Annotated in this window: 12 protein-coding genes; 5 read left to right on the top strand and 7 right to left on the bottom strand. The window is 71.9% G+C overall.

The features are described from left to right. Positions 1-130 precede the first annotated feature (130 nt). From modA to ACFFGY_RS09740, 4 genes are all read left to right on the top strand, one after another. Complete coding sequence (gene modA, locus ACFFGY_RS09755) at positions 131-937, top strand: molybdate ABC transporter substrate-binding protein (RefSeq protein WP_377044285.1); 807 nt, start codon at positions 131-133, stop codon at positions 935-937. Positions 938-959: 22 nt separating this feature from the next. After that, entirely contained in the window at positions 960-1,685 is a 726-nt protein-coding gene (gene modB / locus ACFFGY_RS09750; protein ID WP_377044284.1) for a molybdate ABC transporter permease subunit, read from the top strand. Positions 1,686-1,696: 11 nt separating this feature from the next. Beyond that, positions 1,697-2,827, top strand: coding sequence for a molybdenum ABC transporter ATP-binding protein (modC, locus tag ACFFGY_RS09745; RefSeq protein WP_377044283.1), 1,131 nt, complete (start codon positions 1,697-1,699; stop codon positions 2,825-2,827). A gap of 207 nt (positions 2,828-3,034) precedes the next feature. Next, a complete protein-coding gene (locus ACFFGY_RS09740; protein ID WP_377044282.1) occupies positions 3,035-3,430 on the top strand; it encodes a winged helix-turn-helix domain-containing protein in 396 nt (131 codons plus the stop codon). Positions 3,431-3,502: 72 nt separating this feature from the next. On the opposite strand, the gene ACFFGY_RS09735 is transcribed toward ACFFGY_RS09740, so the two are convergent. From ACFFGY_RS09735 to ACFFGY_RS09725, 3 genes are all read right to left on the bottom strand, one after another. Next, entirely contained in the window at positions 3,503-4,063 is a 561-nt protein-coding gene (locus tag ACFFGY_RS09735) for a glycoside hydrolase family 108 protein (RefSeq protein ID WP_377044281.1), read from the bottom strand. A gap of 3 nt (positions 4,064-4,066) precedes the next feature. After that, on the bottom strand, positions 4,067-4,552 hold the full coding sequence (locus tag ACFFGY_RS09730) for a hypothetical protein (protein WP_377044280.1): 486 nt from the start codon (positions 4,550-4,552) through the stop codon (positions 4,067-4,069). Positions 4,553-4,752: 200 nt separating this feature from the next. Then, positions 4,753-6,339, bottom strand: coding sequence for a Na+/H+ antiporter (locus ACFFGY_RS09725; protein WP_377044279.1), 1,587 nt, complete (start codon positions 6,337-6,339; stop codon positions 4,753-4,755). A 152-nt stretch (positions 6,340-6,491) separates the two neighbouring features. On the opposite strand from ACFFGY_RS09725, the gene ACFFGY_RS09720 reads away from it, so the two are divergent. Further along, complete coding sequence (locus ACFFGY_RS09720; RefSeq protein WP_377044278.1) at positions 6,492-7,706, top strand: M20 aminoacylase family protein; 1,215 nt, start codon at positions 6,492-6,494, stop codon at positions 7,704-7,706. Positions 7,707-7,818: 112 nt separating this feature from the next. On the opposite strand, the gene ACFFGY_RS09715 is transcribed toward ACFFGY_RS09720, so the two are convergent. From ACFFGY_RS09715 to recA, 4 genes are all read right to left on the bottom strand, one after another. Then, positions 7,819-8,649: a creatininase family protein gene (locus ACFFGY_RS09715; RefSeq protein ID WP_377044277.1), complete on the bottom strand. Its 831-nt coding sequence runs from the start codon at positions 8,647-8,649 to the stop codon at positions 7,819-7,821. A 163-nt stretch (positions 8,650-8,812) separates the two neighbouring features. Then, entirely contained in the window at positions 8,813-10,399 is a 1,587-nt protein-coding gene (locus ACFFGY_RS09710; RefSeq protein ID WP_377044276.1) for an ABC transporter substrate-binding protein, read from the bottom strand. Between the two features lie 256 nt (positions 10,400-10,655). Further along, complete coding sequence (locus ACFFGY_RS09705) at positions 10,656-12,239, bottom strand: ABC transporter substrate-binding protein (protein WP_377044275.1); 1,584 nt, start codon at positions 12,237-12,239, stop codon at positions 10,656-10,658. A gap of 396 nt (positions 12,240-12,635) precedes the next feature. Further along, complete coding sequence (gene recA / locus ACFFGY_RS09700) at positions 12,636-13,679, bottom strand: recombinase RecA (protein WP_377044274.1); 1,044 nt, start codon at positions 13,677-13,679, stop codon at positions 12,636-12,638. Between the last annotated feature and the right edge of the window lie 158 nt (positions 13,680-13,837).

The raw sequence follows: 13,837 nt of genomic DNA, 5'->3' as shown, positions 1-13,837 counted from the left end.
GGAGATGCGTGCCACCGGCTATCTGCCGCGGGCTGCCCCGCCGCCGGGAAACCGGCCGCGCCGCCCGGCGATTGCCGCCCGGGGCCGCCGCCGGTATATCCATCCGGACATAACGAAGGGATTGTTCCGGATGCTACGCCGTCGCTTCCTGCCGCTGGTCCTGGGGGCCCTGGCGCTGCTGCCCGCCACCCTTCCGATGGCCGCCCCCGCTGCGGCGCAGGCGCCCGAAGGCCCCGTGGTCTTCGCCGCCGCCAGCCTGACCGACGCCATGAAGGCGCTGGGCGAGCAGTGGAACAAGATGGGCCATCCGGTGCCGCGCTTCTCCTTCGCGGCCTCCTCCGCGCTGGCCCGGCAGATGGAGCAGGGCGCGCCCGCCGACATCTTCGCCTCCGCCGACGAGCCCTGGATGGACTACGTTCAGGAACGCAAGCTGATCGTGGATGGCACGCGCTCCAGCCCGCTGGCCAACAGCCTGGTGCTGATCGCCCCCGCCGATCGTCCGGCGCCGGCGGTGACGCTGACGCGCAGCACCGACCTCGCCGCGCTGCTGGGCGCCGACGGCAGGCTCGCCACGGGCGATCCGAGCAACGTGCCGGTCGGCAAGTACGCGCAGGCGGCGCTGACCTGGATGGGGCAGTGGGACAAGCTGTCGCCCCGCATCGCGCGCGCGGACAACGTCCGCTCGGCGCTGCTGCTGGTGGAGCGCGGCGAGTCGCCGCTGGGCATCGTGTATTCCACCGACGCCGCCGCCTCGAAGGGCGTTCGCGTGGTGGCGACCTTCCCGGCCGAAAGCCACCCGCCCGTGACCTACCCCTTCGCGCTGGCCAGCCGCGCCGCCGGCAACGCCGAGGCCAAGGCCTTCTTCGCCTTCATCACCGGGCCCGAGGCGGCGGAAACCTATCGCCGCTTCGGCTTCGTGCTGCGCCCGAAGTCCTGACGCTTCCGGGGTCGCGGCACCGTTGCTGTCTTCCGTCGCCGCGCCCGGAACCTGGCTGACGCCGGAAGAATGGCAGGCCGTCCATCTCAGCCTCGCGGTGGCGTTGCGCTCGGTGGTGTTCGGACTGCCGCCCGCGATCCTGGTGGCGGTGATCCTGTCGCGCGGGCGCTTCGCCGGGCGGGGCCTGCTGGACGCCTTCGTCCACCTGCCGCTGGTGATGCCGCCGGTGGTGGTGGGCTGGCTGCTGCTGGTCACCTTCGGCCTGCGCGGGCCGGTGGGATCGCTGCTCAACGAGTGGTTCGGCGTCCGGCTGGTGTTCACCACCGGCGGCGCGGCGCTGGCCACGGCAGTGATGAGCTTTCCCTTGATCGTGCGCGCGGTGCGGCTGAGCCTGGAGGCCGTCGACCCCAGGCTCGAGGCCGCGGCGCGAACGCTGGGCGCCGGTCCACTCGACCGCTTCGTGACGGTGACGCTGCCGCTGATGGCGCCGGGCATCCTGTCGGGCGCCATCACCGCCTTCGCGGCGGGCCTGGGCGAGTTCGGCGCGGTGATCACCTTCGCTTCCAACATCCCCGGCGCCACGCAGACGCTGCCGCTGGCGATCTACAGCGCCACGCAGACGCCGGGCGGCGAGGCGACGGCCGCCAAGCTCGCGCTGGTGTCCTTCATCCTCGCGGTTGGGGGGCTGATCCTGGCGGACTGGGCGGGGCGGCGGATGAACCGGCTGCTCGGCCGCACGGCGCGCTGAGGGCAGGCACGGTGATCGAGGTTTCCCTGCAACACCGCTTCGCGGGCGGCGATGGCGGACGGATGCAGGAGGCGGGGTTCGCGATCGACCTCGCCTTCCGCTCCCCCACGCCCGGCGTCACCGCGATCTTCGGCCCCTCGGGCTGCGGCAAGTCCACCACGCTGGCGGCGGTGGCCGGGCTGCTGCGGCCGCAGGCGGGGCGGATCGTGCTGGATGGCGAGGTCCTGTTCGACAGCGCCGCGCGGCGCATGGTGCCGCCGGAGCGCCGCCGCTGCGGCGTGGTGTTCCAGGACGCGCAGCTGTTTCCCCACCTCTCGGTGCGCTCCAACCTCCGCTACGGGCTGCGGCGGGCGCCGCGCGGGGCCGAGGGGCCGGCGCTGGAGGAGGTCGTGGCGCTGCTGGGCATCGAACCGCTGCTCGACCGCCGCCCGGCGCGGCTTTCGGGCGGCGAGCGTCAGCGCGTGGCGCTGGGCCGCGCGCTGCTGTCGCGCCCGCGCCTGCTGCTGATGGATGAGCCGCTCTCGGCGCTCGATGCCGCGCGCAAGGCGGAGGTGCTGCCTTTCCTGGCCCGCGTGCGCGACCGCTTCCGCATCCCGATCCTCTACGTCACGCACGCGATGGACGAGGTGGACGCGCTGGCCGACCGGCTGGTGGTGCTGGAAGCGGGCCGCGTGCTCGCCGAGGGCACGGTGGAGGCGCTGGCGGCGCGGCCCGACCTGCCGGCGCTGGCAGGGCGGCGGGACGCCGGCGCGGTGATCCGCTGCACGCTGGCGGAGCAGTTGCCCGGGCGCGGGCTGACGCGGCTGGATTTCGCGGGCGGCGCGCTGCTGGTGCCGGCCGTGCCGGGCGCCGTGGGCGAAGCCTTGCGGATCCGGGTGCCGGCGCGCGACGTTTCCGTGGCGGTGGCGAGGCCAGAGGGGCTGTCGGTGCAGAACATCCTCGCGGCGCGGCTGGAACAACTCACGCCCCTGCCCTCCGGCGAGGTGATGCTGGCGCTGGCGGTCGGCCCCACCTCGGTCCTGTCGCGCGTCACCGCCGATGCCGCGGCGCGGCTGGCGCTGCGCGAAGGAATGCCACTCTGGGCGCTGGTGAAGGCGGTGGCGCTCAGCCACCGGTCGGATGAAGAGGCTGCGGCCGGGTAAGCGCCGCGTCCCGCGCGGGACCGTTTTCCGGGGCCGCTCACGCGAACAATCCCGGGACTGTTCCCGGGACCAAACTCAGGGATCAATACCGGGGGCCAACCATGGGACCAAGCTCAGGGGCCAACCCTGGGCCACCCGAGGCGACCCGTGCAGCCCTCGAGGTCGCCGGCATGGACGGCGGCGGCCCCGCGTGATTGCCTGCTCGCCATGCCACGGACCAAGCGCGCACTTCCCCCGGACGCCAACCCTCCCGACACGGACGACGCGCCACGGCTGAGCCTGCGCATCGACCTCGGCCAGGGGCTGCGGATCGGGCCGGGCAAGGTCGTGCTGCTGGAGGAGATCGGTCGCAACGGCTCGATCTCCGCCGCCGGCCGGGCGCTGCGCATGTCCTACCGCCGTGCCTGGGAGCTGGTGGAGGATCTCAACCGCGGCTTCGGCACGCCGGTGGTGGAAACCGCGGCCGGCGGCGCCGGCGGCGGAGGCGCCCGGCTGACCCCGGCCGGCGCGGCGGTGGTGCAACACTATCGCGCGGTCGAGGCGCGCGCGGCCGAGGCGGTGGCGGAGCATCTCGGGGCGCTGAGCGCGATGCGGCGGGGCTGAGCGCGCGGCGGCGCGCCCGGCACCACGCCGGCCGGAGCGCCCCCCCCCCGCGTTACGCTGCCCGCCGCGTGGTCAGCCGGTTCCGCTGGCCGCCAGCCGCATCGCCTGGAACGGCACCGTGGCCAGGCGGATCGCCCAGCCCTTGCCGAAGGTCGCCCAGGTGGACAGCTTGGTGTGGAAGGTCACGCGCTCGCGCTGAAAGGCCTCGCCCAGCGTCACCGGATCGGCCAGGGCCAGGGCGGCGCGGGTCACGGGGCCGATCCTGCCGTCATCGGCCACGCCCAGCGCGCGCTGCAGGAAGCGCGCCGCGTTGCCGGGCCCATTGTTCACCGCGCTGTCGAAGACGAGGTCGCGCATCAGCGGCGGCAAGGCGTCGCAACCGGTGCGGCACCAGAAGTCGCGGAAATACAGCGCCTCGGCCCGTTCCGGCGTGAGGTTGCGGATGTCCTCCTCCGGATAGGAGGCGGCGGCGATGCCGTAGCGGGTGCCGTTGAGCACCCCCTTTCCCACCGCGCCGCCGGTCCAGTTGCCCGGGTCGGCGGCGTTGAGCGTCAGCCCGCCCTCGTTGCCGATCAGCGCCACGAAGTAGGGGTGGAAGGCGGCGCGGGCCGCGTCGTCGCTGCTGTCCGTCATGGCTCAGCCCGCCACCGGGGTGCCGCGCAGGCGGGACATCGCGGCCAGGATCGCGGTGGCGTCCGGCGCCGCGCTGCCGGTCGCGGCAGCGGCCTGGGCGGCGGCCAGGACCTGCGCCGGCAGCGCCTCGGCGGTCTTGCCCAGCACCAGCTGCTCCACGCCCCCTGGGCTGCCGCCGAGCTTGGTCAGGGTTTCGCGCACGTTGCCGGTCATGGTGGCGACCAGGGCGTTCTTGGCCTCCTCGATCGCGGCCGAAGCCTTGGGATCGGCCATGATGGTGGCGGCGAGCTGCGCCCCGGCGCGGGCGCCGATATCGCCCAGGCGGCCGAGCGCGCTGGCGCGGGCGGCCTCCCCGTTCACCACCGCGCGGCTCCAGGCCCATTTCAGCAGCGCCAGCGCGGCGGCGGGGATCGACACGGCCAGCGAGGTGGCGAGCGCCACCAGCGCCGGCTGCACCACGGGCATGGTGATGGACCAGAAGGCGGACATGCGGGCTCCTTCACCGCGCGGCGGACGCGCGGCGTTGCCCCGGGGGCGGGGCGCCACCGGGGGTGAGGTTCGGATGGGAAGCAGAGGATGCGCGCGGGGAGCGAGGGGCCCGCGACGCGGGCGCAGCTCACCCGCTGGCCCGCCGATATAGGATTATTTTCTCTCTCGCGTCAAGTGCCCGTGATGCGGCGCGGGCGGGTTCAGCCGCGGTAGAGTTCCGCCGTCATCTCCTGCAGGTCGAGTTCGCGCTCCAGCTCGGCCAGGACGTGGTCGTGGATCTCGCCCGCACGGTGCAGCCGCAGCACTTCCTCGCGGCCGGCGCGGATGGCGTCCAGCACCACGCTGAAATGCTCGATCTCCTTGGGCCGGTGGGCGGCGGTGTCGGCGGCGTAGCCGATGCTGATCCGGGCGCGGTAGCTGTATTGTTCCAAGAGGCGCGGATGCCGCTCCGTCCCGTCGGGCTGGCGCGACGCGGCCGCCACCGCCGCGAGCTGCGCCTGCGCCATGCGCGACCAGGCCATCTCCTCGGTGATCTGCCCCGCCGCCAGTGTTCCGACGCCGTCCAGACCCAGCCAGCGGATCAGCGGGCCGAGCGTGCCACCCTGCACCAGCACGGTGACCAGGATCACGCCGAAGCTCGCGGCCAGAACGAGGTCGCGGCCGGGCAGTTCCTCGGGCAGCGACAGGGCAGCGGCCAGCGTGACCACGCCGCGCATCCCGGCCCAGCTCATCACCGCGGCCGCCGCCGCGGAGGGCGGCTCCACCCGGTCGCGCCGCAGCGTCCAGGCGAGGCGCCGCACGAGGTCGGAGCCGAAGATCCAGAGGAAGCGCGACAGCACCACCGCGGCGATCACGCCCAGCACCGGCCAGAGCAGCGCTTCCGCCGCGTCGGCGGCACCGCCGAGGCGCTGCAGCACGCCGCGCAGCGACAGGCCGATCAGGATGAAGACCAGCGATTCCAGCAGGAACACCAGCACGCGCCAGAAAGCCTCGGAGCGCACGCGCGTGGCGGCGGTGAAGTCCTCGTGCTGCACGCGGCCCAGGATCATGCCGCAGGTCACCGTGGCCAGCACGCCCGAGGCGTGCAGCGTTTCGCCGCCGATATAGGAAGCCCAGGGCAGCAGCAGCGTGGTGACGATCGCGAGCTGCGTGTCGCGCAGCCGGCGCAGCACCGCGGTGCCGAGCAGGCCCACCACGGCACCCACCGCGACGCCGCCCACCGCCAGCACGCCGAAGGCCAGCGTCGCCTCGCCCAGGCTGAAGCTGCCGGTGAGCGCAGCGGCGACCGCGAAGCGGAACAGCACCAGCCCCGCCGCGTCGTTGAGCAGGCTTTCGCCGCGCAGCAGCGCCGTCAGCCGGCCCGGCAGGTGCAGCCGTTCCAGCACCGCCTCGGCCGCCACGGCATCGGGCGGGGAGACGATGGCGCCGAGTGCGAAGCAGACGGCCCAGGGCAGGCCCGGCACCATGGCATGCACCACCACGCCCACCAGCAGCGTGGTGAAGATCACCGCCCCCACCGCCAGCAGCAGGATGCCCGCGAGGTTGTCGCGGAATTCCCGCCACACGGTGAAGTAGGCGCTGCTCATCAGCAGGGGCGGCAGGAACAGCACGATCACCAGTTCCGGATCCAGCACCAGCTCCGGCACGCCGGGGGTGAGTGCCAGCGCCGCGCCGCCGAGGATAAAGGCCGCGGCCGGCGGCAGGCCCAGCCGGCGCGCGGCGAGCGTCAGCGCCAGGATCAGCACGAGGAGGCAGAGGACGAACTCGAGCTGGTGTACGGCGGTCAAGCGCATCTCCCGTTGCGGCAAGGTCGCCGCATGCTGCCATGGCGGCGGCGACGTGATGAAGGCTTCTCGCCGGTCCGGCCACGCCCGCTCTAGCCACCTGTGGCCCTGCCGCCGCATGCTGCGCGCCACACCGTCACGAGGAACCCCGCAGCATGGACGAACGCAGCCAGGCCCGAATCCAGGCCCTCCTGCCCGAACTCACCGCGATCCGGCGCGACATCCACGCGCATCCCGAGATCGGCATGGACGAGCACCGGACCTCCGCCCTGGTGGCGGCCAAGCTGCGGGAGTGGGGGCTGGAGGTGACGGAGGGCATCGGGCGCTTCGGCGTGGTGGGCACGCTCAAGGGCCGGCGCCCGGGGCAGCGGGCGATCGGGCTGCGCGCCGACATGGACGCGCTGGCGCTCGAGGAACAGACCGGCAAGCCCTATGCCTCGGAGAACAAGGGGCTGATGCACGCCTGCGGGCATGACGGGCACACCACCATGCTGCTGGGCGCGGCCAAGGCGCTGTCGGAGGACCCGGACTTCGGCGGCACGGTGCAGTTCATCTTCCAGCCGGCCGAGGAAGGGCGCGGCGGCGCGGTGGCGATGCTGAAGGACGGGCTGTTCGAGCGCTTCCCCGTGGACGCGATCTACGGGCTGCACAACGAGCCTGGTTATCCGCTGGGCACCTTCATGACACGCGTGGGGCCGGCGCTGGCGGCGGGCGACCGCTGGACCGTGACCTTCCGCGGTACGGGCGGGCACGGCGGCGCCACGCCGCACCTGAGCACCGACGTGCTGGTGCTGCAGGCGCAGTTCATCACCGCGTTGCAGACGATCGTGAGCCGCAACGTGGCGGCGGTGGATTCCGCAGTGATCAGCGTGGGCGCGGTGCATGGCGGCTCGGCCGAGGCGCTGAACGTCATGCCGGCCGAGGTGGTGCTCGGCGGTACCGCGCGCTCCTATACGCCGGCGGTGCGCGACACGATGGAGCGCCGGATGCGGGAGCTGGCGACCGGCCTCGCAGCCTCCTTCGGCTGCACCGCCGAGGTCAGCTATCGCCGCCACGGCACGGCGCTGGTGAACCACGCCGAGCAGACGGCGGTGGCGGTGGCGGCCGCCACGGCGCTGGTGGGCGCGGGCAAGGTGGACGGCAACTCGCCCCCGGTCACCGGCGGCGAGGACTTCGCTAACATGCTCGAAGTGCGGCCTGGCAACTTCGTGTTCATGGGCCAGGGTGCGGGGGGCGCCACCTCGGAGGGTCTGCACACGCCGACCTACGACTTCAACGACGAGGCCATTCCCTTCGGCGTCGGCTACTGGCTGAGCGTCGTGCAGCAGGAGATGGGCTGCGCGGCGGAGGCGGAAGGCTCGCCCAGCTGAACCTGGCGCGGCGCAACGGTCCGGGGATCGTCGCGCCGCCTGGACGCGGCTGGCGGCTGCGGCAGGACTGCCCGCCCCTGCCCAGCCGCCGGACGCGACCGGGCGCGCGGCGTCAGCCCGGCACGGTCGGCCCCTGCCCGCGCCCGGGCGCCCAGACATCGTCGGGCGCGTGCCACAGCGCCGGATCGCGGATCGCCGCCGCCAGTTCCTCGGCCAGGATCTGCAGGATCGCCTCGCCCTTCTCAGGGGTGCCGGCGCGCGGGTCGCCACGCGTGCCGGTGACGGGCGCGCGCTCGCTGAAGCTCCAGAAGCGGCTGTAGCCCGGCCGGCCTTCGCGCGGGGCGGGCGCCTGCTGAACCGCGTCCTCCAGCCGGTCGCGGCGGACGAGGGCGGGCGTCATACGCATCATCAGCGAGGTTTCGGCCTCGCAGGCGTGCTGCACGTTCCGCTGCCGCTCCAGCAGCGGGGCGATGCGCTCCGTGGTGCTGGCCCAGGGCGTGGTCGCCACCACGGCCAGGCCGAACTCGTGCGCCAGTTCCCGCGCCGAGACCGCCAGAGGGTCGATGTTGCCGCCATGGCCGTTGACCATCAGCAGCCGCCGGAAGCCCAGGGCGCGCAGCGAGCGGGTGACGCCGCGCAGCACGCCGTGGAATTCCGCGTAGTTGAGGCTGATGGTGCCGCCGAAGGGCAGGTGATGCTCGCTCATGCCGGTCCACATTCCCGGCAGCACCAGGGCCGGCGGCGTGCCGTCGAGCAGGCGCGCCGCACGGATCGCCGCCTCGCTGGCGGAGCGCGTGTCGGTGAACACCGGCAGGTGCGGCCCGTGCTGTTCCAGCGAGCCCACGGGCAGGATCGCGATCGCCGCGGGATCGGCCGCGACCTCGCGGATCTCGGGGCCGGTGAGATGCGCCCATTCGACGTCCCGGGGGGTCACGGCTGGCATGGTGTTTGGTCCTTCTCGGCTTGGCAGGCGGGAGGGGACACCATCACGCCGCCCGCCGCAACGCGGTGACCCGCGGGAAGACGCCGTTCCGACCGGACGATCCGCCCCCCCGGGCGCTTTCTCCCAGGCGCTCTTCCCCAAGCGCCTTCGCGGAGTCGATGCCTCAGCGCGGGCGGATATCCATCGCGCGCGTCAGCTCGTCCGCGCGGGGCGTGTGCACCAGCGTGTCGCGCATGGCCCAAACGTTGACCTGGGTGTGCAGCGGGATCCAGCCGATGTCCTGGGCCGCCAGGCGGGTGGCGTCCTGCCACAGCGCCTCGCGCTTCTCGTCATCGGTGGTGACCAGCCCCTGTTCCACGATCTTGTCGTAGGCCGGGTTCGAGTACAGCGCCGTGTTGACCGTGCCCCAGCCACGCGCCACGTCGCGCGTGCCGAGCAGGGCTCGCAGGCCGGAGGACGGCTCGCCCGTGCTGTTGGCCCAGCCGCCCAGCACCACCGAGAAGTCGCGCCGGAGGTTGCGCTGCGCGGTCACCGCGAAGGGCATGGTGTCCACCTTGGCCTTGATGCCGATGCGGGTCCACATCTGGCCGATGGTCTGGGCGATCTGCGCGTCGTTGACGTAGCGGTCGTTGCTGGCGTTGATCGTGATGGTGAAGCCGTTGGGGAAGCCCGCCTCGGCCAGCAGCTTCTTCGCGCGGTCGGGGTCGAAGGGCGGCGGCTGGATGTCGGCAGCAAAGCCGTAGGCGCCGGGCGGCATGAACTGGCCGGTCGGCAGAGCGGCGCCCGACATGATGCGCTCGGCGATGGCCTTGCGGTTGATCGCGATGCTCAGCGCCTCGCGCACCCGGTGGTCGAGCAGCGGGTTGGTGTCCAGCTTCTCGCCGTTGGGACCGCTGACGTAGGGGCTCGGACCGTCGGTGCGGAAATCCGTGCGCAGGTAGATCGAGCGCAGGCTGGTGGCCTGCGAGGTGGTGATATGCGGCTCGGCCTTGATGCGGGCGATATCCGCGGTGGGCACGGCGTCGATGAACTGCACGTCGCCCGCCTGCAGCGCCGCCACGCGCGCGCCGTCGTTGGAGATGAAGCGATAGTCCACCTTTTCCCAGGTGGGCTTCGCGCCCCAGTAGTTGTCGTTGCGCACGAACTCCGCACGGTTGCCGCTCTGGTAGCTCTGGAGGCGATAGGGACCGGTGCCGATGGCGTTCTTGCCGTTGTTGAAGTCGCCCGTGGACGGGTTCGCCCCCAGCCCGTGCCAGATGATCGCCACCTGCGAGATATCGGCCACCATCAGCGGGTCTACGGCGCGGGTGTGAAAGCGGATGGTGTGCGGATCGACGATCTCCACCCGCTCGATCGGCTTGGTATAGACCGCGTAGGAGCCGGGGCTGTTCACCACGTTGGGCACGCGGTCGATCGAGTAGGCCACGTCCTCCGCCGTGAAGTCCTCCCCATTGTGCCACTTCACACCCTGGCGAAGCTTGAACTCCCAGGTCTTGTCGTCGATCAGCTTCCAGGACTCCGCCAGCGCCGGAACCGGCTTACCGTCCGCGGTCAGGCCCACCAGCGTTTCGAAGATCTGCGATCCCACCGCGACGTTGGGCGAGAGCGTGTAGTAGTGCGGGTCCAGCGAATTGGGCGGCGCCGCCACCGCGAGAGTGAGGCTCTGCGCCCGCAGCCCGGCCACGGGCAGCGCCGTGGCGAGAGGCAGGGCGAGGCAGGCGAGCAGAACGGCCCGGTAAGCGCGCGGCATGCAATATCCCCACTCGGACCGCGGCGGCCCGGCATGGTGCCGGCCGGCAGGTCACGTTCGATTGCGCCGCGCGATCCTCGTTCCCGCCTTATCGGGCAGGTTCCCTGGCCCGGATGTCAGCAGCGCCCTGCCGCGCTTGTCAATCGCCGGCTCCGCTCATCCTCCGCGGTGGCACCGGGCTTTCCGACGATCCGGACCGGCAGGCCCGCCGGTCCGGAAGCCCCGGCGCCCGTGCGCCGAGGCAGGTCACGCGCTCTCAGCGCGGGTGGATGTCCATCGCGCGCGTCATCTCGTCGGCGCGCGGCGTGTGGCTCAGCGTGTCGCGCACGCCCCAAACATTGACCTGCGTGTGCAGCGGGATCCAGGCCACGTCCTTGGCGGCGAGGCGCGTGGCGTCCTGCCACAGCTTCTCGCGCGCCTCGTCGTCGGTGGTGACCAGCGCCTGCTCCACGATCTTGTCGTATTCCGGGTTGGAATAGAGCGCCTGGTTCACCGTGCCCCAGCCGCGGTTGAGGTCGCGCGTGCCGAGCAGCGCCTTCATGCCGGCCGAGGGCTCACCGGTGCTGTTGGCCCAGCCGATCAGGTTGGAGGAGCTGTCGTTGCGCGCCGCCCGCTGCGCCAGCACCGCGAAGGGCATGGTGTCGACCTTGGTCTTCACGCCGATGCGCGACCACATCTGGCCGATCGTCTGCGCCACCTGACCGTCGTTCACGTAGCGGTCGTTGGAGGAGATCAGCGTGATCTGGAAGCCGTTGGGGAAGCCCGCCTCGGCCAGCAGCTTCTTCGCGCGCTCGGGGTCGTAGGCGGGCGGCTGCAGGTCGGGCACGTAGCCGTAGGAATTCGGCGGCATGAACTGCCCGGTCGGGATCGCGGCCCCCGACATCACGCGGTCGGTGATGGCCTTGCGGTTGATGGCGATCGTCAGCGCCTCGCGCACCCGGTGGTCGAGCAGGATGTTGCGGTCGAGCTTCTCGCCGTTCGGGCCGCTGACGTAGGGGCTCGGGCCGTCGGTGCGGAAATCCGTGCGCAGGTAGATCGCGCGCAGGCTGGTGGTCTCGGAAATCTTGGTGTGCGCGTCGGCCCTGATGCGGGCGATGTCGGCCGGCGGCACGGCATCGATCAGCTGGACGTCGCCCGCCTGCAGCGCCGCCACCCGCGCGCCGTCGTTGGGGATGAAGCGCTCGGTGACGCGTGCCCACTCGGCCTTCGGGCCCCAGTAGGCGTCGTTGCGGGTGAACACGGCCATGTTGCCGCTCTGGTAGCTTTCCAGGCGGTAGGGGCCGGTGCCGATGGCGTTCTTGCCGTTGTTGAAGTCACCGGTGGACGGGTTCGGTCCCAGCCCGTGCCAGATGATCGCCACCTGGGTCAGGTCCGACACCATCAGCGGGTCGACGTCATGCGTGTGGAAGCGGATGGTGTGCGGGTCGACGATCTCCACCCGCTCGATCGCCTTAATGTAGGTCGAGTAAGAGCCGGGGCTGTTCACCACGTTGGGCACGCGGTCGATGGAATAGGCCACGTCCTCGGCGGTGAAGTCCTGGCCGTTGTGCCACTTCACGCCCTGGCGGAGCTTGAACTCCCAGGTCTTGTCATCGATCAGCTTCCAGGATTCCGCCAGCGCCGGAACCGGCTTGCCCTCGGCCGTGCGGTCCACCAGCGCCTCGAAGATGTGCGACGCCATCGCCGCGTTGGGCGTCAGCGTGTGGTAGTGCGGGTCCATCGAGGTCGGCGGCGCGGCCACCGCGAAGTTCAGGTTCTGCGCCTTGGCGAGCGCCGGAAAGGCGGAGGCCGCGGCAAGGATCAGGGCAGCGCGCAGCGCCGCCCGCTTGGCAAGAAACATCACGTTCTCCGCGCGGCGGGGCAGCCCGGCCTGGATCGGCGGAGGCACCCCGGACGCCATGGTTTGCAGCAGCCGCGCTGACCGGGCGCCGTCCTCTTGAGGTAACGGTTCTTCCCGAAAGGCGGGAGTGCAGCAGCGCCACGGCGCCCCGTCAATGGCCAGGTGGAACGATCGCGACGGCGCCCGGGGCGGCACCGGCTGGCCCCGCCGTCAGGCTCATGGCGGCCCGGCTCGCGACGGCCCGCCATGGGGCGAGGTTTGCAGGGCGGAGAAGCACGGCCCTTCCCGGTCGCGGAAACGGCAACCCCTGACAGGAGCCGGGTTCGGCGGCCGGAACGACAGAGGGCCGCCCCTCGCGGGACGGCCCTCCTGACGCTTCGGGATGAGGCGGGCGGCTTATTCGGCCGCCGCGGCCTCGTCGGCATCCGCCTCGGGGGCCGTCAGCATGGTCTCGGCCACCTGACCCGCCTGGGCACGGATACGCTGCTCGATGGAGGCCGCCATCTCCGGGTTGTCGCGCAGGTACTGCTTGGCGTTCTCGCGGCCCTGGCCGATGCGGGTGCTGTCGGCCGAGAACCAGGCGCCCGACTTCTCCACCACGCCGGCCTTGACGCCGAGGTCGATCAGCTCGCCCACCTTGGAGATACCCTCGCCATACAGGATGTCGAACTCGACCTGCCGGAAAGGCGGGGCCATCTTGTTCTTCACCACCTTGACGCGGGTCTGGTTGCCGATGACCTCGTCGCGGTCCTTGATCTGCCCGATGCGGCGGATCTCCATGCGGACCGAGGCGTAGAACTTCAGCGCGTTGCCGCCCGTCGTGGTCTCCGGGTTGCCGAACATCACGCCGATCTTCAACCGGATCTGGTTGAGGAAGATCATCATGCAGTTCGAGCGCGAGATCGAGCCGGTCAGCTTGCGCAGCGCCTGGCTCATCAGGCGGGCATGCAGGCCGACATGGCTGTCGCCCATCTCGCCCTCGAGCTCGGCGCGCGGCACGAGGGCGGCGACCGAGTCCACCACCAGCACGTCGATGGCACCCGAGCGCACCAGCGTGTCGGCGATCTCCAGCGCCTGCTCACCGGCGTCGGGCTGCGAGATCAGCAGGTCATCGACGTTCACACCGAGCTTCTTGGCGTAGCCCGGGTCGAGCGCGTGCTCGGCGTCGATGAAGGCGCAGGTGCCGCCCTTCTTCTGGGCCTCGGCGATGGCGTGCAGCGCCAGCGTCGTCTTGCCCGAAGACTCCGGACCGTAGATCTCGATGATGCGGCCCTTGGGCAGGCCGCCGATGCCCAGCGCCACGTCCAGACCCAGCGAGCCGGTCGAAACCACCTCGATGTCGGACATGTTCTGCTTGGCACCCAGCCGCATGACCGAGCCCTTGCCGAAGGCCCGCTCGATCTGGCTGAGCGCCGCGTCGAGCGCCTTGTTCTTCTCCATCCTGTCCCCTCTTCGCTCCCGCTCCGGGAGCACCCGTGCTGCAACTCTGGGTGGAGGCTGCCGGCGACACCGTCCGGTACAGACCCCACCGATTTCCCGTCAGCCTAGAGCGGGACGGACCCGCGCGCCACAACTCCCCGCCGGGAGGGCTTCGGCTT

The organism is Roseomonas elaeocarpi, assembly GCF_042433915.1.
In the GTDB taxonomy this organism is placed as follows: domain Bacteria; phylum Pseudomonadota; class Alphaproteobacteria; order Acetobacterales; family Acetobacteraceae; genus Roseomonas; species Roseomonas elaeocarpi.
The sequence above is the reverse complement of the archived record's forward strand: the minus strand, read 5'-3'. Positions and strand labels throughout refer to the sequence as shown.